Source organism: Microcoleus sp. B4-C2 (assembly GCF_036705265.1).
Taxonomy (GTDB): Bacteria; Cyanobacteriota; Cyanobacteriia; order Cyanobacteriales; family Microcoleaceae; genus Microcoleus.
The window spans coordinates 111,539-130,139 of record NZ_JAUBUB010000001.1; the positions used below are offsets into that span (position 1 = coordinate 111,539).

At 44.0% G+C, this 18,601-nt stretch carries 19 protein-coding genes; 15 read left to right on the forward strand and 4 right to left on the reverse strand.

All coding sequences use genetic code 11. The features are described from left to right. Positions 1–3 precede the first annotated feature (3 nt). The 6 genes from QUB20_RS00445 (at position 4) to QUB20_RS00470 (ending at position 4,045) form a co-directional block, all read left to right on the forward strand. Complete coding sequence (locus tag QUB20_RS00445) at positions 4–222, forward strand: hypothetical protein (protein WP_333242150.1); 219 nt, start codon at positions 4–6, stop codon at positions 220–222. 13 nt (positions 223–235) lie between these two features. After that, positions 236–670: a CBS domain-containing protein gene (locus tag QUB20_RS00450; RefSeq protein ID WP_333242153.1), complete on the forward strand. Its 435-nt coding sequence runs from the start codon at positions 236–238 to the stop codon at positions 668–670. A gap of 102 nt (positions 671–772) precedes the next feature. Next, positions 773–2,134 (forward strand): IS4 family transposase, encoded by a 1,362-nt coding sequence (locus QUB20_RS00455; RefSeq protein ID WP_333242156.1) that lies wholly within the window; start codon positions 773–775, stop codon positions 2,132–2,134. Between the two features lie 70 nt (positions 2,135–2,204). Next, positions 2,205–2,723, forward strand: a complete 519-nt coding sequence (locus tag QUB20_RS00460) for a CBS domain-containing protein (protein WP_333242159.1) — start codon at positions 2,205–2,207, stop codon at positions 2,721–2,723. Positions 2,724–2,745: 22 nt separating this feature from the next. Beyond that, entirely contained in the window at positions 2,746–3,786 is a 1,041-nt protein-coding gene (locus QUB20_RS00465; protein WP_333242161.1) for a CBS domain-containing protein, read from the forward strand. 34 nt (positions 3,787–3,820) lie between these two features. Continuing rightward, on the forward strand, positions 3,821–4,045 hold the full coding sequence (locus tag QUB20_RS00470) for a hypothetical protein (RefSeq protein ID WP_333145388.1): 225 nt from the start codon (positions 3,821–3,823) through the stop codon (positions 4,043–4,045). Between the two features lie 272 nt (positions 4,046–4,317). Here QUB20_RS00470 and rpsD read toward each other — a convergent pair whose 3' ends face one another. Next, positions 4,318–4,926 (reverse strand): 30S ribosomal protein S4, encoded by a 609-nt coding sequence (gene rpsD / locus QUB20_RS00475; RefSeq protein WP_172190738.1) that lies wholly within the window; start codon positions 4,924–4,926, stop codon positions 4,318–4,320. Between the two features lie 196 nt (positions 4,927–5,122). On the opposite strand from rpsD, the gene QUB20_RS00480 reads away from it, so the two are divergent. Together QUB20_RS00480 and QUB20_RS00485 are read left to right on the forward strand one after the other, a co-directional pair. After that, positions 5,123–5,752: a hypothetical protein gene (locus QUB20_RS00480; protein WP_333242165.1), complete on the forward strand. Its 630-nt coding sequence runs from the start codon at positions 5,123–5,125 to the stop codon at positions 5,750–5,752. Positions 5,753–5,836: 84 nt separating this feature from the next. Continuing rightward, entirely contained in the window at positions 5,837–6,184 is a 348-nt protein-coding gene (locus tag QUB20_RS00485) for a rhodanese-like domain-containing protein (protein WP_333242168.1), read from the forward strand. A gap of 203 nt (positions 6,185–6,387) precedes the next feature. Here the strand turns inward: QUB20_RS00485 and QUB20_RS00490 are convergent, their stop codons facing one another. Continuing rightward, positions 6,388–6,786, reverse strand: coding sequence for an AAA-like domain-containing protein (locus tag QUB20_RS00490; RefSeq protein ID WP_333242171.1), 399 nt, complete (start codon positions 6,784–6,786; stop codon positions 6,388–6,390). 313 nt (positions 6,787–7,099) lie between these two features. On the opposite strand from QUB20_RS00490, the gene metK reads away from it, so the two are divergent. From metK to QUB20_RS00515, 5 genes are all read left to right on the forward strand, one after another. Then, positions 7,100–8,362 (forward strand): methionine adenosyltransferase, encoded by a 1,263-nt coding sequence (metK, locus tag QUB20_RS00495; RefSeq protein WP_333242175.1) that lies wholly within the window; start codon positions 7,100–7,102, stop codon positions 8,360–8,362. Between the two features lie 204 nt (positions 8,363–8,566). After that, positions 8,567–9,739 carry a family 10 glycosylhydrolase gene (locus tag QUB20_RS00500; protein WP_333242177.1) on the forward strand — a complete coding sequence of 391 codons (1,173 nt, stop codon included), beginning with the start codon at positions 8,567–8,569 and terminating at the stop codon, positions 9,737–9,739. Positions 9,740–10,200: 461 nt separating this feature from the next. Beyond that, positions 10,201–12,117, forward strand: coding sequence for a HEAT repeat domain-containing protein (locus QUB20_RS00505; protein WP_333242180.1), 1,917 nt, complete (start codon positions 10,201–10,203; stop codon positions 12,115–12,117). Positions 12,118–12,363: 246 nt separating this feature from the next. Beyond that, positions 12,364–12,669, forward strand: coding sequence for a hypothetical protein (locus QUB20_RS00510; protein ID WP_333054655.1), 306 nt, complete (start codon positions 12,364–12,366; stop codon positions 12,667–12,669). Between the two features lie 348 nt (positions 12,670–13,017). After that, the gene (locus QUB20_RS00515) at positions 13,018–14,814 is read left to right on the forward strand and encodes a HAMP domain-containing sensor histidine kinase (protein WP_333291078.1); all 1,797 of its coding nucleotides are present in this window, start codon (positions 13,018–13,020) and stop codon (positions 14,812–14,814) included. A gap of 310 nt (positions 14,815–15,124) precedes the next feature. Here the strand turns inward: QUB20_RS00515 and QUB20_RS00520 are convergent, their stop codons facing one another. Next, the gene (locus QUB20_RS00520) at positions 15,125–15,310 is read right to left on the reverse strand and encodes a ribbon-helix-helix domain-containing protein (RefSeq protein ID WP_333242185.1); all 186 of its coding nucleotides are present in this window, start codon (positions 15,308–15,310) and stop codon (positions 15,125–15,127) included. Positions 15,311–15,523: 213 nt separating this feature from the next. Here QUB20_RS00520 and QUB20_RS00525 point away from each other — a divergent pair, with 213 nt between their 5' ends. Continuing rightward, positions 15,524–16,006: a hypothetical protein gene (locus tag QUB20_RS00525; RefSeq protein ID WP_333242188.1), complete on the forward strand. Its 483-nt coding sequence runs from the start codon at positions 15,524–15,526 to the stop codon at positions 16,004–16,006. Positions 16,007–16,656: 650 nt separating this feature from the next. Here QUB20_RS00525 and QUB20_RS00530 read toward each other — a convergent pair. Then, positions 16,657–16,869 (reverse strand): hypothetical protein, encoded by a 213-nt coding sequence (locus QUB20_RS00530; protein ID WP_333242191.1) that lies wholly within the window; start codon positions 16,867–16,869, stop codon positions 16,657–16,659. Between the two features lie 194 nt (positions 16,870–17,063). Here QUB20_RS00530 and QUB20_RS00535 point away from each other — a divergent pair. Next, on the forward strand, positions 17,064–18,601 hold a 1,538-nt coding region (locus QUB20_RS00535; RefSeq protein WP_333242416.1), incomplete at its 3' end, for a tetratricopeptide repeat protein.

Below are 18,601 nucleotides of genomic sequence, written 5' to 3' on the forward strand. Positions count from 1 at the left end.
CTTATGGATCAAATATACACTGCTTGGCAACATGAAGGTGGAACAGATGATAGCATAGATAATTTAATCAAGTCTACGAACAAAAATCCAATATTTGCACAATTCTTAGAAAATCGAAATTTAATAGACTTTATAGTTACCTACTATAATGATGGTAAAATCACAAATAGTGATGACTGGAAAGCGATTCAAAAATTATCTCAATCAGTAACTTATATGTAATCGTTGAAAATTTATGGAAAATAGCGATGCAGTTAGTATAGAAGACACAAAAGTTATAACCAATGACTTTTGTATCTTGAAAGATACAGATACAGTAGCAGAAGCATTAGCTTTAGTTACTGTGCAAAATGCGAGTGAAATTGTTATTGTAGATGAGGATAAAAAAATGGCGGGTATCCTAACTGACTTATCAATTTTACGATCGCTACCACCGCCAGTTTTAGATGTACCTGTTAAGTTTAGAATTAAAATCTCTAAAATCCGCAAACAATTAAATGAGGAATTAGTTAATAGTTTAAAAAAGCCGATAATCGAGGTGTTTAAACTAGAAAAAATCAAGCCTTATACTTCTAAAAATCAGAGGCTAATTTATGCGATCGATAAATTAGTGGAATCTTATAAATCAACTTCAGCAATCAGAGTTTTACCTATTATCAATCATTTGTGACAAGTTAAGAAAAAGTGCAAATTGTCAAGGGGGTAGACAAAAAAAGGTAAAATAGGATGAAACCTTTACCGGACAAGCAGTTGAGCCATAATTAAACCAGTTATGAATAGCAAAAAACGAATCAACCGAGATCATGCAAAGAAAAAAAATAGTCCCCAAGTAGAAAATGAAGCGATTGCGAATCACCTGGAAGATTTATTAATTCCAGCAATGGCTGCCCAAAAAACTTTTTATCGCCAACTAAATTTAAGAGATAGAATTCTAACACTACCATTAATGATGGCAGCAATATTAAGTTTATTATGGCGAAATGTAGCAGGAGTAACAGAATTAACTAGATTATTAAATAGAGAAGGATTTTTATGGTGTGAGCCGTCTGAAATTAGTCAACAAGCATTATCACAAAGATTTTTAACTTTTCCCGCAGTTTTATTTGAAAAAGTATTTAAAGAATTACTGCCTCATTTTCGTCGGGAATGGTTGACTAGAAAATCGAGACCATTACCAGATAGTGTACAATTTGCCTTAAAAAACTTTGAAAATATCTGGATAGCTGACGGCTCAACCTTAGAAGCATTATTTCGTAAACTCGAAAGTTTATCAGATGTTCCAATTGGTCAATTATCCGGGAAAATGGGAGTAATAATAGACCTAGTAACTCATCTTCCCGAAGAAATTTGGTTTTGGACAAACCCGAAACAAGCAGATACTAATTGGGAGGAAGACTTACTAAAAACAGTTAAGCCAAAAACCTTGCTGTTATTAGATAGAGGCTTCTATCACTTCGCTTTTTGGTCAAAATTAATCGAGCAAGAAATTGGATTTATTACTCGGATTAAGAAAGGTGCATCTTATCAAGTCGAGCGGGTATTAACCAATACTTATGATGTCAAAGACCAGATAATTAGGATAGGTGCAGGGACAAAAAAAACACCAGCGTTGACTATAAGATTAGTACAAATTCGCTCGAAAAAATCCTGGCGTTCTTATCTAACAAGTGTCCAAGAACCCGAAATATTACCCCCCTATGTAGTAGCAGATTTATATCAAAGACGCTGGCGAATTGAAGAGGCATTTTGCCTAGTAAAAAGATTACTAAATCTCAGCTATTTATGGACAGGTTCGTTAAACGGAATCAAGCTACAAATCTGGGGTACTTGGCTATTTTATGCGATTTTAGTAGATTTAGGAGATGCGGTTGCAGATGAATTAGGAGTGCCAATTGAACGTGTTTCATTAGAAATGATTTATCGGGGGATGTATCATTTTTCTGTGGCCTATCAAAAAGGAATAGCTTCTGACCTAGTTAAGTATTTTGCCGACGATAAAAATCAAGATTTAGGGATTGTTAAGCGACGACGAAAACCTCATGTCAGGCTCATTATTTCTCCTTTCCCTGGAACTCAAAGAAGTCCAGAACAATTTTTTTTTAATAATAAAGGAACAAATGGAGTCATATTTTAATTGGAGCAACAGGTAAAAAATGAGTAAAATTACTCATTGACAATAGTGCTTTTAGCTTAACTTGTGAGTAATGATTATCAATGAGGACGAAACAGTTTATGGCGTAGCTTCTCCCGAAAGCATCTTAAGTCACATTAAATCTAATCAAAAATTTTGTCAATTGAAAGCCGAACGCTTTTTAGCGTTATCGGAAGTAGGTAGTATGGAACAACCATATACTCTACTACCATCAGATACCCTAGCTCAAGCTCGATTTGCGATGAAATATTTGCCGATAGAGCATATAACTATCTGCGATCGCGATGGCAATTTGCTAGGAATGGTTGATAAAAAGCAGGTGACAACACTGACTCATCCCATGTATTTTAGTTTAATGGGTATATCTTTATCGGAAATAATGAAACCTGTAACTAAACTATGTTTGGTTGAGAAAAGTCAAACCTTGCAAGAGTGTATTAATGCTTACTTACATTTGGGATTTAAGGAAGTAGTTATTATAGAGCAATTAGACGGCAAAACTTACCCGAAAATGGTAGTAACGCCGATTGATATCTTACAACTTCGCTTACAAGTTTACCGTCAAAATTAAATAACAATGGAGGATTTTACCCATGTCTATTAATAACCCAGGATCACTTTTTAATCAGGGGTTCCCTGAATTCCAAGAGAATAGACCATTATGGTGGTTAAAGCCAACTGATAAAGTGGCCAAGTTAGATGCTATGATGGACATACGGAAGATCAGGCACGTTCCCATTATTGAGCCTATTGATCCTAAAAGTGATGAACCAAGAGGGGAGCTAAAAACTGTTATTAGCAAGACAGACCTAGCAAAAATTTTAACCCCTCCCAATGAACTATATCCGCCAGAATTTCCTCTGACACCTCAACAAAAATCGGAAGTGCAAAAATTCACTAAAGAAATTCATGCAAAACGTCTCGATCAAATTCCAGATTTTGCACAACTTATGACGATACCTGTCAAGACTCTTTCTCTAAGAAATAGTAGAGTTGGAGATGTTTTTGAGGCTTTAATGAATCCTGTAAGACCTGAAGGACAAAATTTTACTCGACGATATCGGACTCTATGTGTATATGGAGACAATAAGCTTATCGTAGGAACAATATCCTACACCGATGTATTGCGTAAAATCAACGATCCAAATCATACACAGTTCTTAAGGGCAACTATAGATCAAAATAGCCTATTTAAGAAAAGAGAGGATCTTACTGTATTAACTGAGGATGACGATTTGTTGCAAGCCCGAAGTACGTTGAATGAAAATCCCTTCACTCATATTCCTATCACAACACCAGATGGTAGATTTGTGACCGGAATAGTTGATGATATAATGGTTAATACTTTCTTACACGATATAACTTTTGATCGATACTCAGAATTGCCGTTGAAACATATTATGCTTCGGGTAAATGAGAGAAATACCGTAAGTCCTAGGACTGTTACCTCTAAAGTGATCGAAACATTTGTTCCCGATAATTCTAAGGATAGACCTACTGCTCTTGTAGTTTGCACAAAAGACTCTGATAGTGGTAAATTTACCTTCGATGGAATAATCAGCTATACTGATATTTTTCGAGGCTTCCTAATGTTTATAAATCCAGGATCGCCAACTCCTGAAAATCCCAAATAAACTGCGAGATAATTGACGCAAACCAACTCCAAAAATGATTGTAGGTCGTCTCACCGTCAAGCATCAGATTATTGATTATGAAAAACAATCGGATTTCAACGAAAACCTGAGATATTCTCCCTGGAACGGCTTAGCAGTTCATCGTCCTGTAGGTGCGATCAATCGGATACGCGGTGTTGTTTACCCCGTTGTAGCGAATTATCGCCTTCAAAAGCGAGGTCTTGTCCACCAAGAACCAACCGGAGAAGAAACTTTTTAAGGGAATAATTTGAGGCTGGGACATCATTTAATGCCATCCACCAAGTCTCGTCTGAGCAAATGGCAACTCAAAGAAGTTAACAAGCGAAACCTTCAAAAAATCCCATCCCTTTTTAGGGGGTGGGATTTTTGAAAATTATGAATTCTTAGTCCTCAGTCCTTAGTCCTCATTATTCAGTAGCAATTAATCAATAACTGGGTTCGTACCCAATTATTAATTATTCTGCTAGCAACCAACTGATGACTAATGACCAACGACTGATGACTAATAAATTAAGCTTGCCGTGAGTAGTATTCCACCACTAGCAGTTCGTTAATTTGTAGAGCAATCCACTCGCGTTCGATAACGCCATTAACTTTGCCAACCAGTTTTTGCTTATCAAATTCCAAGTGATTCGGCAAGTGAGCCAAGCCTGGGTCTTTGAGATTAGCTTCTACCATTGTGCGAGAGCGCTCTCTATTTTTCACAGCAACCACATCACCAGGCTTGCACTGATAGCTGGCGATATTGACTTCACGGTCATTGACAGTTATGTGACCGTGATTTACCAATTGTCTAGCGGACGGAATGGTTGGAGCCATTCCCATCCGAAACACAGTATTGTCCAAGCGCATTTCCAAAAATTGCAGTAACACTTGACCTGTGGAGCCCGTGACACGGCGGGCTTTGCGGACGTAACGGAGCAGTTGGCGTTCCGTCACACCGTAATTGAAACGGAGTTTTTGCTTTTCTTGCAAACGAACCGCATACTCAGAGAGCTTTTTGCGGTTTTGACCGTGCTGTCCAGGCGGATAATCTCGTCTGGGGGTTTTGCGGGTTAGACCCGGCAACTCTTTCAGGCGACGGACGATTCTCAATCGGGGGCCTCGATATCGAGACATTTATTTTCCTCTCTAATATCTGTATGCAATTTTATGCAGACTCTATATTATATGTTGGTAACGGTCAAAATTCAAATAAAGATCGATAAAAAAACGATCGACCGGAGGGCGATCCATAATGTGCGGTAAATTCTGAAGGAAAAGCCGATCGCTCGATCGCCCCAATCAGCCAAAAAAACTCACTACTCGATCTGCCATGCACAACCGCAATTTTTCCCGCACTTCTTCCCCCAAGCCAGCACCGACAGGCTCAAACCCTACCGCGCGCTGGATATTAGCTCTCGGCACGCAGCTAGCAGCACTCGGTTTGTTGGCAACAGCACTGCCAATTTCACCAGCATCAGCCATCACTATTAGAATCCCTCGCAATAGGAATCCCTATCGCGTCTGCGCCCTGGAACTAATCGAAGCCGGAGTGGGGGCAGAGGCAGCCGCCGCCGCTTGTGCTGACGCCCTCCGCCCCCGTGACATATCTAAATGCGCCCTCCAAATCAATCGCAAAACCAAGATTTCTGGTGTCGAAGCGCTCTCTAGCTGTCGGCGGGTGAGGCGTCCCCAAGAATTGGCTACTTGCGTAGTGAATATTAACGGCAAAAGTCGAACTCAACCTGCAGATCCCCTGGTAGTGCTCGATGGATGCCGCCGCAGTTTATTGCCACAACAGTTTTCTGAATGCGTAGTCGGTTTGAGCGGCAGGCTCGACTTTCCCACTGACCGGTTAATCACCACTTGTCTTGACCCCAGGGACAGCGTGAGCCAGTTGGACGGGCGTCCTGCACCTACCCCTCCTGTGGAGCTAATTTCACCGCCTTCGCCCCTCAATTAATCACAGTTAACAGTTAACAGTTGACTGTTGACTGTTGACTGATGACTAATGACTAATGACTAATGACTAATTTTTCCTAATCAAATGTCAGAAATTTTTGCTCAAATTACAGTCGAAGAATTAGGCCGCCAATTAGCAGACACCAATGCTGAGAAATTGCAGCTTGTAGACGTGCGGGAACCTTACGAAATTGAACTCGCCGCGCTGCCGGGATTTGTAGCTTTTCCGCTGAGCGAGTTTGCCGAATGGTCTGGTGAAATTGACGCTAGACTCGATCGCGACACAGAAACCCTAGTTCTGTGCCATCACGGAGTGCGATCGGCTCAAATGTGCCAGTGGTTGACCGATCGAGGATTTACTAACGTTAAAAATATCGTTGGCGGTATCGATGCTTATTCAATGGTAGTCGATCGAACCGTCCCCCGTTATTAACATCAAATCCAGTTCTTAACTATCCTTTTCTTCAGAGTCCGCGCGGGCGGACTTTGTAAGCTAATCCGCATTTAAGTTGCATAGTAAAATAAATTTTTTCTTTTGTGGGGAGTAGGGGTTGGGCAGGAGAACCCGCCCTCAACATACAAATTAAATGCACAACAGGTTATGTGTAGAAACGAATTATATTCCCCCGGAACTAGCTAATTAACAGCAGCAAATCGAAAATTTAAAAGCGTACTCATAGTGAGCCGATCGCGCCCGTGCCTTTTCGAGTCATAAAGAGCCTCATCAGCCGCCAGTACCAGCGTTGCTGCATCATTTTCCGGCCCCGGAACAACGCTGGCAATTCCCCAACTAATTGTTACCACAGCACGATCGACTGTCGCGTGAACTATCCGCAGCATCAGCGAACTTTTGCCCATTTTTTTGGGAGCTTTAATACGAACAAGGCCTCCGGGTTTGCTAATTTCTGCACAGGCCAGGGCTTCGGCCCCTGAGCGATCGATATAAAATCGAGAGTCAAGCGGTATGGGGCCGCCGGGAAATTCTAGGTCTGCAACTGTTTGGATCAAGTTTGGTAATTTTTGGAGTCCTGCCATAGTCGTTCCGCAAGGCGATACCCTGACTGTATCTTACTGTGCATCAACCTTTGTCAGGTTAGGGGGGAGACGAGCGGTGTCCAAGATCGATCGACAATCCTAAAAAATCTAAGTTTTTAGGGACTTCCCGGAACTGACTTTGCTATAGTAGTGTCACTTTACCCAATCTCAAACCCTGCTTCAACACGGCTCTGCAGACCGACAAAAATTCGACGGTAGCCCAGACGCGATCTTTCTTGGCCTTTACCTGAAAAATAACTCGTTGGTCGTCGAGGTCGCGCAGGAAGAGCCCCTATCTAAGGAGAAATAATCATTGTCACGCCGCTACCTGTTTACCTCTGAATCGGTCACTGAAGGGCATCCCGATAAAATCTGCGATCAAATTTCCGATACGATTTTAGATGCCTTACTGACCGAAGACCCCAAAAGCCGCGTCGCAGCAGAAGTTGTCGTCAACACCGGCTTAATGCTGCTGACGGGCGAAATTACCACTAAAGCTCAGGTAAATTACATAGAATTAGCCCGGAAAAAAATAGCCGATATTGGCTACATCCACGCTGACAACGGCTTTTCGGCTAATAGTTGCTCAGTGTTGGTGGCTCTTGATTCTCAGTCTCCCGATATTGCTCAAGGGGTGAATACAGCCCACGAAAGCCGGGAACAATCGAGTGAAGAGGAATTAGACGCCATTGGAGCCGGCGACCAAGGCTTGATGTTCGGCTTTGCTTGCAACGAAACGCCGGAATTGATGCCTCTGCCGATTAGTTTAGCCCACCGGATTTGCCGTCAACTGGCAGCAGTCCGCAAAACCGGTCAGTTATCTTACCTGCGTCCCGACGGCAAAAGCCAAGTTACAGTAGTCTATGAGGACGGCAAACCCGTTGGCATAGATACGATTTTAATTTCTACCCAGCACACCGAAACGATCGGCGACATCACAGAAACGGCCGCAGTTCAAGCCAAGATCAAAGAAGACCTTTGGACTGCTGTTGTCGAACCCGTGTTTGCCGATATTAGCGTGCAGCCGGATGCAGAAACTCGCTTCCTTGTCAACCCCACCGGCAAATTTGTCGTCGGCGGGCCTCAAGGAGATTCGGGTTTGACGGGCCGCAAAATTATTGTGGATACCTACGGTGGCTATTCCCGCCACGGCGGCGGCGCTTTTTCTGGGAAAGACCCCACCAAGGTAGACCGCAGCGCAGCTTATGCTTGTCGCTACGTTGCTAAAAATATCGTAGCTGCTGGTTTGGCCCAAAAGTGCGAAGTGCAGTTGAGTTATGCGATCGGCGTTGCGCGGCCTGTTAGCATGATGATCGAAACTTTTGGCACTGGGAAAGTTGATGACGATCGCCTTTTGGAAGTTGTGAAGCAGCATTTTGAACTGCGTCCTGCGGGAATCATTCAGGCATTTAACTTGCAGAATTTGCCTGCTGAAAGAGGCGGCCGTTTCTATCAAGATGTGGCGGCTTACGGTCACTTCGGACGCACTGATTTAGATTTGCCTTGGGAACAAACTGATAAGGCAGAACTTTTGAAAGAAGCTTTGAGCCAGCAGTTGTCTGCTGTCGCTGGATAGTACAATTTTGGGGCGTGTACGGCGCCCCTTATCCATAAATAATATTGGGTGCTACCAATCAATATAGGGTGCGTACTCCGCGCCTTATTCAAAAATAATATAGGCGGTGCTTCGGCGCACCTTATCCATAAATAATATCGGGTTCTACAAATTAATAACGTAGCGTGCGTACTCCGCACCTTACAACAAAAAAAGAATAAATAAATGCGATTTTTCACACCTTTCCAATCTGCAATTCGCAGTTTGGTCTCTTCGTTCCAACAGCGGTTGGCGACTGGATTTTCTGCACCAAATCCATCAGGGCTGCCAAGTTCGTTAGCGGCTGACAATCCTGGTGGAATTCGCGGCGTTTGGATACCCAGCACAGACTGCAAAGTTCTCACCTCAAAACAGCGAATTGCTGACGCAATGGACTTTCTCGCCGATACGGGATTTAATACAGTTTTTCCTGTAGTTTGGAACGGGGGTTTTACGGCTTATCCTTCTCAAATTATGTGCGAACAATTTGGGGCGGAAATTGACGTGCGGTATCGCGGTCGCGACCCCTTGGCAGAATTAATTGTTGAGGCCAAGAGAGTTGGTTTAAAAGTGATTCCTTGGTTTGAATACGGCTTTGTGAGTTCTTACAATCTCAACGGCGGTCATTTGCTGGCGAAAAAACCTGAGTGGAGCGCCCGTGATGCCAGCGGCAATTTACTTAAGAAAAATAACTTTGACTGGATGAATACTCTTGACCCGGAAGTGCAAGACTTTGTGCTGGGGTTGATGTTGGAAGTTGCTAAGAATTATCCGGTAGACGGGGTTCAAGGAGACGATCGCATTGCGTTTCCGGTAGAAGGCGGTTACGACGAAAAAACCGTTAAACGCTATCGAGAAGAGTGTGGTAAAGCAGCACCATCGGATTGTAAAGAGCAACATTGGCTGCAGTGGCGTGCTGATATTATTACTGAGTTTGTGGCTCGTTTATACCGAGAAGTGAAAGCGATTAATCCTGATTTGTTGCTATCGATGTCACCGAGTCCTTATGACTGGGGACTGGTGGAATATTTGCAAGATTCTAAAGCTTGGGTTGACAAAAATTTGGTGGATATGTTTCACCCGCAGTTTTATCGCCGCGATTTTAATGCTTACAAACAATTGGTCGATAAAATGATTTCGGGACAGCTTAGCGGGCAGCAAGTAAAGTGCGTGTCGCCCGGTATTTTGTTGACGAATCGAGGCAGCAAATATAGCATAACTCCCGAACTGTTGTTGCAAGTAATTGCTTACAACCGCTCTTGTGGCATTCAAGGAGAAGTGATGTTTTTTTACGAAGGTTTGCGAGATAACGATAACGCTTTGGCTAAGGTTTTGAAAAAAGGGCCCTATGCTCGTTGAGAGATTGTCCCGGAATCAAGCAGTTGGCGGTTGGCTGGGTTCAACCGAGCAGATCGCTATTTAAAACCAAGTTGGTATAAAATAAGATGTGGCACCATTCTCAATAAGCTTTTATGAACAGGCAAGATGCCTGTTCCACAAAGAGTGAAATTTCTTGTGGAACAGGCATCTTGCCTGTTGCTGACAATGGTGCAAGATGTGAGTATAAAATGATATAGCAGAGCTATGCCCGTTAATAGCACAGCAATGCCAAGCAGCAAGCGCTACTAATTGTCAAGCCGATCGCCCAAACAAACCCGATAATTAATAATTGGGGAGTTGCAAAAACAGTGGAATAAGACATATTTTAGAAGTGGTGCAAGCTTTTTTTTTGAAGTAGCATTTTGTAGACGCCATATTTTTTTATACAGACAGTTTAAAAGAGCAATCTCAACCGCTCGCCAAAATATTAGGATAAATCAGTGACCTCAGCAGCAAGCCTCATCCAAGAGCTACCCGAACTCAGCGATGCTCAATTCCATCAAAAATATTTGAAACAAAAACAAGGGATGCACACCTTGGCGACTATATTGCCGCAAGTAGAACAGCAAAGTCTGGCGTTGCGGGCAGTAAAATTAGCTCTAAAAGTAAATTTAAAACTCGGCTCAAAGCTAGCAGGAACGGTAAAGCCAGAATTTCAAATAGCCACAATAAAATTAATCGACAAAATCCCCACTTCGCCCCTACTCAAAATTCAACTGCTGGCCCTCACAAGTTCGGATATGGCAATTCCGATACTGGTGGCTGCATTGAACCACAAAGAAAGTGCAGTGCGCCTGGAGGGGATTCGGGCGATCGGGAAAATCGGATCTGAAGCAGCAGTAATTGAATTAGCCCGATCGCTCCCATCCAAAGATTCCCAAATCCAAGCTTGGGCCGCTTGGGCTTTAGGAGAAATTGACTCGAAACCAGCCGCCGTAGCACTGCTCAAAGCCGTCAAACACCCAGAGTCCAGAGTGCGCGCCTGGGCTGTTTGGGCCTTGGGCAAAATTAACCCGAAAATAGCCGTCCCCGCGCTGCTGAAAGCCCTCAAACACCCAGACTCCGAAGTGCGCTGGCGGGCAGCAGTCAACTGCGGGAAAATCGGCGTCTCTGAGGTAGTTCCCGGCCTGCTGAATGCCCTCAGAGACGAAAATCACATCGTCCGCGCTAGGGCGGCGGCGGCTTTGGGGAAAATCGGCGATTCTGAAGCAGTACCCGGCTTAGTAGAATTGCTTCACGATGATCCCGACTCCTATGCAGTTTCTTTGAGGGCCGCCGAGGCCTTGGGACAAATCGGCACGGAAACGGCTGTGGCGGGACTGGTGGAAGCCCTCAACCATGAGGATTCAGACGTGCGCGGCAGTGCAGTTTCTGCCTTGGGGGAAATCAGCAGCGAGGTGGCTATGGTGGCCATAATCGGGTCGCTCTGGGATCGAGATATTTTCGTGCGCGGCAGGGCGGCGGTTGCCCTTGGGAACATCAATACAGAGGGAGATGCGAAATTGCCAAAAATGGTGGTCGCGGGACTGGCGAGCGCAATTGGCGACAGCGAATCTTATGTGCGGTGGAGAGTTGCTGCAGCTTTGGGGCAAATAGGGACTGAGGAAGCTGTGGCAGGTTTGGTGCGGCTGCTGGGGGACGAAAATTCTGGAGTGCGCCAAAAGGCTGTTAAATCCCTCGGTCACATTGGCTCCACGGCTGCTATTGTTGCTCTGGAAACAGCTTTAAATCCCGAATTTGCTGACGTTCGTGCGCTGGCTGCCCAATACTTGGCGGATGTCAGCACTGAGGCAGAAACAGTTGATTTTGCTCCCTCTGTTTCCCCAGATTTGTCGGGTGAAAAACTGCCAAAAATCCTGATCGCTTCGCAAGCAGAAGCCAGCGAATACATTGTTGAGCGCCCTGCGCGACGCGAGATTAAATACTTGATCTCGATCGGCAGCCCAGGCGTCCCCGAACCCAAAACTTTTGATCAAATCCCAAACCGAATGTGCCTGGAGTTTAACGACCTCGACACCCCCGTTGATGACCCCGATCAAATCTTGCCTACCCTTGAGGATGTACTGAAAATTATTGATTTCGCCCTTAAAATGTCGTCGCAGGGAGGCAGTTTGCTGATGTGCTGCCAAAGTGGGATCAGCCGTTCAACGGCCACAGCTTTGACTGTGTGTGCTGCGCTGTTGGGTCGTGGCAAAGAACGGGAAGCTTGGGCGTTGGTGCTCGCAGCCAGACCGCAAGCCAAGCCGAATCGCTGGATGGTACACTTGGCCGATGAAGCTTTGGGTAGAGACGGTAAGCTAGCACTGGCGATCGAATTGACTACCGTAACTGCAGAACTCGCAATCGCCAAAAATTGACAGAAACCATTCAGGATACAAACCCCGGATTCATCCGTCCAGAAATAAAAAACCTGTATCCGATAAAACTTGCCGAACGTATTTATCCGTCGGGTCAATGCTTCAATTCTAAAATCTAAAATCTAAAATCTAAAATCTAAAATCGCGCCATCGATTGACTCGCAGAAACCGGGTTTCTTTTCGCGAGCCCTACAGTTATACTCAACTAACGGCACTTCACCTCAGACTTGTCTTTGCGGGGCAACAATGCCAAAAGTCGATCGCCAGGGTGCAAAAGTTCGATCGGCTGCCGCATTTGTGACATTCTGTGCTATGAAGTTGTCGGATGCTCAACAAAAACCGTCAAGCAATCGTCGCATTGCTGGCAGCCAAAGCCCAAAGCTAAGGAATCGGGTGCATTGTCAACAGACAATATCAGCTTTGGGCGAATCACAGGCAAAACAGGTCAGAGACAATTTTCTGCCTGTAACATTCCACGCAGGGATAATTCACTGCGGGGATAAGTTTTTATTTTTTTTGCCTGCTGCAGACTTTTACGAGTCGAAAAAGTAATTTGGCAACAGTCCTCAACAGCCTAATTATCTCTTAGACATCAACCGAATTTAAGTTTCTCCTCTGACTCGACCAGAGTTTCAGATGCTTTTTCGCAGATGTCTACGGTCAAATAGACAAGCTTTTCCGTTTGGAGAAATTAAGAGCGTGGTAGATTTTAACAGAAGACAGGGGTTGCATATGTCAAAAATTAACTTGCTAAAAAAAACAGGACATGAAGCAAGTTTATCGGTTGCAGTTTGTGAAAACCAGGGGGAATTGAATTCAGACTTAGAACCATTTAACCCGTCGAATAAAAACGTGAAAACGCGAAAGGTTAACCAAAATAATACCAATTTAGGTAAACAGATGCCAGTTTTTATTTCCGGAGAAGTGGCTTCTGTCGAAACAGTCAGCAAAAAAAAATCCAACCAGGATTTTGTCGAAAATTTATCCTTAAAAGTCAGCCAAAGTTTGCCATCTAAAATTGGCAGTTTGCCTATCCATAAAAAAATTGGCTACGGGTATTTGCTGGCAATAGGAATCGGATTTTTGGGTTCACTGAGCGGACTGGTGATTGCCGATTATTACCAAGGACAAGGATTAAAGCAATTCAATGATGCTCACCTACAAGCGCAATTGCTAGGCAATTTTAAAGATGCAGCGCTGGCGGCCCAATTGCAGGGTTCACAGCTAGATTCTTTTGTAGATAATTCGCTCAAGCTAAAACAGCAAGAAGAGCAGTTGGTTAAGAGTATTGTTAAGGCAAAAAATCTGCGGTTGCGTATAGAAAATTTTGCCGACAGCCAACCCGCTTGGCTGGCAGCAAAACCGGAAGTTCTCAAGCTTTTAGTGCAAGATTGCACTAAAAATTTAGAATCCTACGCCGATACTCTCAAGTCAACTTTGCAGGAAATCCAGCAATCGCAACTATCGCCTCGGGAGATAGAGTCGGCTAGAAAATTGCTCGCAATCGAAAGCGGAGAAGGTGTAAAACAGCTCAACAGCAGCCTTGAGGAATTGAGCAAAATCCTCGATATTGCCCAGCAGCAAGAGGGCCAAGGCGGTGAAGTGATGGAAGACGCCCAAGGCATGGAAAAAGCCATAATTATTTTTAGTATGCTGCTGTCGGTAGTGGTAGCTGGAATGGTGGCTTACCGGACGAGTCGGGCGATCGCTCAACCTATGATCAGCGTCACTCAGGTGGCCGAACAAGTAGCTGCTGAGTCTAATTTTGACTTGCGAGCACCCGTCACCGGACAAGGCGAAATCGGCTCTCTGGCGGCCTCTCTCAATCACCTAATCGAGCGGGTTTCGGGACATACAAAAGAATTAGAACAAGCTAAGGAAGTCGCCGTCGCAGCTAACACTGCTAAAAGCCAGTTTTTAGCAAATATGAGCCACGAATTGCGGACGCCTTTAAATGCGATTATTGGCTACAGTCAACTACTTTCAGAAGATGCCCAGGATGCGGGATTTGATGAGTTTGTACCCGACTTGCAGAAGATTGAAAAAGCAGGCGCGCATCTGCTATCTTTGATTAACGATATCCTTGATTTGTCAAAAATTGAAGCGGGGAGTATGAAACTCGAAATCCAGGAGTTTGACATCGAATCCCTGATTGACAATGTTGCGAGTGCCGCGAAACCGTTGGTAGAGAAAAATGGCAATGTTTTGGAGATTGAGTGCGATCGAACTGTGGGCATAATGCACGCAGATTTCAAAAAAGTGCGCCAGGTTTTGATACATCTGCTTAGTAATGCTGCGAAGTTCACCAAAAACGGTAGGGTGAAAGTGACTGTGAAGCGCATTGCAGGAAGTGGAAAATTGAATACAGCAGGGCGTGAGGCGATTGACGATTCAATGGCTGCCGATGAAATTCCTTCTGGGGCGATCGCTTGTCCCCTGCCGAATGTTCAAGACTCGGATTGGATTTGTTTATCGGTTAAAGATACCGGAATTGGAATGTCGGAAGAACAACAGCACAAATTGTTTGAAGCTTTTGTGCAAGCTGACTCTTCAGCAGCGCGACCTTACGACGGCGCCGGATTGGGGCTGACACTTAGTCGCTACTACTGTCAGATGATGGGCGGGGAAATTTTGGTAGAAAGCGAAGCGGGAAAAGGGTCTATTTTCACTGTCCGTATACCAGCAGGAAACGGGTGATGTAATTTTTGGGCGAGAGATTTAGGGGGTAGGCAGAGGGGCGAAAATTTATGTTTCAAACCTCTGGCTTTATGTCGAAATGTTTTAGTCTTGTCAGTGGGGGCGATCGCACTCTATTAATTCTAATTGGTTATTTTGCCAATTCAAACAGCACAAACCGCTTGCTGCTGAACTCCAACCTAAATCGATTCCGATAAATTTCATATAGTGGACGCACGGGTGGTCAGAAACCGGGTTTTTTTGCCAAATACTTCGTTACAGCCGGCAAAAACCGCAAAAAACCCGGTTTCTTTGGCTTTGATGCGTCCACTCAACTCTTCTCCTGCTTCTCATTGGATGGTGGGGACTGTTGTTTCATTTCCTTTTGGTGTTCTCTGGCTGCTTGCTCCAAAATGAATGCTGACAAGCTGCTGACTGAACGGCGTTCTTGACTTGCCCACTCTTCAAGGATGTCATAGATTCCATCGGCTAAATAGGTCGCTAAGCGTTTGGTCATCAGAGATTCATTATTTTTTAGTATAAGCCGATCGTAATTGTGCTGTATCTAGACCATCCTGTCGAGTTTGGCTCATTTAAAGCATTTATGTGTGCTATATCTATGCTATAGTTTCAAAAAGTCAAAAGCCAGCGCTGAACTTTCGTCGGGCCCGCGCTGGCTGATGGTTCCCCAAATACAAGGAGACAATCCACATAAAAGGAGACTATTACTATGGTAAAGCCTGTGAGCGACGGCAGCGAATATAACCGCGGCTATCAACAAGCTTTGAATGATTTTGGCATTACGCAACTGCTGTCGGGTATCCGCAGCTACTCTGATGAAGATTTTGAGGCCGATCGCGCGCGCATGACAGGGCCAGAGATCGAAAGCTTTGCGGTGTTTCTGATTCTGCGCGTCGGGGCGAATCTCAAAGGAAGTACGATCGCCCGCTACCTCAACACTCTCAGAAAAGCAAATTCTCCGACGATCGCCGATCGCCCCGCGATCGAACTCAACTCAAATTCGATCTCGAAAACACCTGAAAAGTCAAAGCAGGGCGATCGCACTTCTTGGGCGATCGTCCGAATTTTACCGAATGCTGAGCACTATACAATTGCGCGTTTTGTCAATCGCCAAGATGCGGACGATCGGCGGAGGGCTTTGTGTCGGTTTATTCCAGGGGGTGTGTTTGAAGTTGTGTGCGATCGTACCTAATCAATATACCTCTCCAATAATTATTGTGGAACAGGCCGGAAAGCCTGTTCAAGACTGGCTTTTCTGGAGAGCTCTAATCAACAAAAATGACGGTGACAATTGTAGCGACTCCGCATTAAGTCCGTCGGGGGTTAAAAACCCCCGCCTCATAGCGAAAGTCCTCGCTTCCGAGGACTGAAGAGGAGAGTTAAGATTTGTGCGCGGGGGGCTAGAAACCGGGTTTTTTACGACAATATTCGTTGCAGTCGGCAGATTCGATAAAAACCCGGTTTCTTTGGTGGGAGCGCGTAATTTCTGTCTGTTTCAATTCATACCTTGCATCATTCTCGATCGATCTTGCAGTCCTCGGAAGCGAGGACTTTCGCTATGAGGCAGGGAATTAATTCCCTGCCGGACTGCGGGAGGAGCCAGACTTTTGCAAAAAGCCCGATCGCTCCTAGTTCGCTTCTACTACAATTAAAAAGCAAACTCTCTTTACTAAAACCGATGGAAACCATCAATCTTCAATAATAAGTCCGCAACTTAATCGATCGACTGCCTGAAAAATTTACTTGGTCTGACCTAATATCGGCAATTTATCTCAGACAAAGAATGCAATCTAAACAAAGTAAAATCAAAGATATCAAACCAGGAATAAAACCAGAAACTGTCTATAAAATTGAATAATACTCACCTAAATACAGCAGATTTGGCAGCGACAAAGGACTAATTACAATTTCTGATAATTTTGACGAACCGTTGGAATTCTTGCCATCACCGTTGGTCGATCGCTTGAAAAAGCTAAAGAATTGACTAAAGTCTTTGCTGAAATAGATGAAATTATTGCGAAAATTGAAAAAGAACGTCAGACTGATGAACCTCATAGCTTTAAATCATGACTTTTATGAATACAGCTTCTGAATAATATGAATTGACATAACAGCAACTTGGTTATTTAATTATAACAATTATTTTGGCAATATCAAAGCATTCAAGAACAGCAAGTAAAAGTATAATACGCCTAAGTCCAAATTCAGATGCCTATTCTATTAATCGTCAGTGGTAAATCATGAAAAGAATGAAACGAATTATTAGCAGTGTTTTGGTTTTGGGTGTGTGTCTGACTCCTCTGACTCTGCCGGTGATGGTGCAACCGAGTTGGGCGCAAAGTCAAAATTCACAGCTTGAAAAATTAAAGCAACTCATAGAGCAAGCAAGGCAACAGCAACCGCGACAAGCAATAGAAACATGGCAGCAGGTTTTAGCCACTGCACGACAATTTAAAGAGAGACAACATGAAGCTCTAGCACTCAATAATATTGGTGCAATGTACGCCGGTATAGGACAAGTGCAAGAAGCATTGAAATACTACAAACAAGCTTTATCAATTTGGTGGGAAGTGGGCGATCTCAACTCGGAAGCTATTACTTTGAATAATATTGGTGAACTTTACAAAAGCATTGGACAACTGCAAGAAGCATTGAAATACTTGAAGCAAGCTTTCGCAATTTTGTGGGCAGTAAACTATCGGGCGATTGAAGCTCGTACTTTGACTAATATTGGTACAGTGTACAAAACGATCTCGCAACCGCAATCAGCGTTGAAATATTTTAACCAAGCTTTACCAATCTGGCGGCAAGTGGGCGATCGCAACGGCGAAGCTGTTACTTTGAGTAATATTGGTGGAACATACCACAGTATTGGAAAACCGCAAGAAGCATTGAAATACTATAACCAAGCTTTACCAATCTGGCGGAAAATGGGCGATCGCGCGGGGGAAGCTACTACTTTGAATAATATGGGTTTAGTGTACCACAGTATTGGACAGCCGCAATCAGCATTAAAATACTATAACCAAATTTTACCAATTAGGCAGTCAGTGGGCGATCGCAAGGGGGAAGCTACTACTTTGACTAATATTGGTGGAGTATACAGCACCATTGGAGAACCGCAATCAGCATTAAAATACTATAACCGATCTTTACCTATTTGGCAGAAGCTGGGCGATCGCAATGGGGAAGCTCGTACTTTGAATAATATAGGTGGAGTGTACCTCAGCATTGGACAACCAGAAGAAGCATTAAAATACTATAACCAAGCTTTACCAATTTTGCTGGCTGTGGGCGATCGGATGATAGAAGCTCGTACTTTGAATAATATAGGTGGAGTGTACGCCAACATTGGACAACCGCAATCAGCATTGAAATACTATAACCAAGCTTTACCAATTCTGCAGGAAGTGGGCGATCGGATGATAGAAGCTACTACATTGAATAATATAGGTGGAGTGTACCTCAGCATTGGACAACCGCAATCAGCATTGAAATACTATAACCAAGCTTTACCAATTAAACGGGAAGTGGACGATCGTGCGGGGGAAGCTACTACATTGAATAATATTGGTGCAGTATACGCCAACATTGGACAACCACAGGAAGCGTTAAAATACTATAACCAAGCCGTACCAATTCTGCTGCAAGTTGGCGATCGCAATGGGGAATCTACTACATTGAATAATATAGGTAGAGTGTACCTCAGAATTGGACAACCGCAATCAGCATTGAAATACTATAACCAAGCTTTACCAATTAAACGGGAAGTGGACGATCGTGCGGG

Bases quoted from the DNA above. Each gene is read 5' to 3' on its own strand.
- QUB20_RS00445 (WP_333242150.1), top strand. From the start codon at position 4: ATGGATCAAATATACACTGCTTGGCAACATGAAGGTGGAACAGATGAT.
- QUB20_RS00450 (WP_333242153.1), top strand. From the start codon at position 236: ATGGAAAATAGCGATGCAGTTAGTATAGAAGACACAAAAGTTATAACC.
- QUB20_RS00455 (WP_333242156.1), top strand. From the start codon at position 773: ATGAATAGCAAAAAACGAATCAACCGAGATCATGCAAAGAAAAAAAAT.
- QUB20_RS00460 (WP_333242159.1), top strand. From the start codon at position 2,205: ATGATTATCAATGAGGACGAAACAGTTTATGGCGTAGCTTCTCCCGAA.
- QUB20_RS00465 (WP_333242161.1), top strand. From the start codon at position 2,746: ATGTCTATTAATAACCCAGGATCACTTTTTAATCAGGGGTTCCCTGAA.
- QUB20_RS00470 (WP_333145388.1), top strand. From the start codon at position 3,821: ATGATTGTAGGTCGTCTCACCGTCAAGCATCAGATTATTGATTATGAA.
- rpsD (WP_172190738.1), bottom strand. From the start codon at position 4,926: ATGTCTCGATATCGAGGCCCCCGATTGAGAATCGTCCGTCGCCTGAAA.
- QUB20_RS00480 (WP_333242165.1), top strand. From the start codon at position 5,123: ATGCACAACCGCAATTTTTCCCGCACTTCTTCCCCCAAGCCAGCACCG.
- QUB20_RS00485 (WP_333242168.1), top strand. From the start codon at position 5,837: ATGTCAGAAATTTTTGCTCAAATTACAGTCGAAGAATTAGGCCGCCAA.
- QUB20_RS00490 (WP_333242171.1), bottom strand. From the start codon at position 6,786: ATGGCAGGACTCCAAAAATTACCAAACTTGATCCAAACAGTTGCAGAC.
- QUB20_RS00500 (WP_333242177.1), top strand. From the start codon at position 8,567: ATGCGATTTTTCACACCTTTCCAATCTGCAATTCGCAGTTTGGTCTCT.
- QUB20_RS00510 (WP_333054655.1), top strand. From the start codon at position 12,364: ATGCCAAAAGTCGATCGCCAGGGTGCAAAAGTTCGATCGGCTGCCGCA.
- QUB20_RS00515 (WP_333291078.1), top strand. From the start codon at position 13,018: ATGCCAGTTTTTATTTCCGGAGAAGTGGCTTCTGTCGAAACAGTCAGC.
- QUB20_RS00520 (WP_333242185.1), bottom strand. From the start codon at position 15,310: ATGACCAAACGCTTAGCGACCTATTTAGCCGATGGAATCTATGACATC.
- QUB20_RS00525 (WP_333242188.1), top strand. From the start codon at position 15,524: ATGGTAAAGCCTGTGAGCGACGGCAGCGAATATAACCGCGGCTATCAA.
- QUB20_RS00530 (WP_333242191.1), bottom strand. From the start codon at position 16,869: ATGAGGTTCATCAGTCTGACGTTCTTTTTCAATTTTCGCAATAATTTC.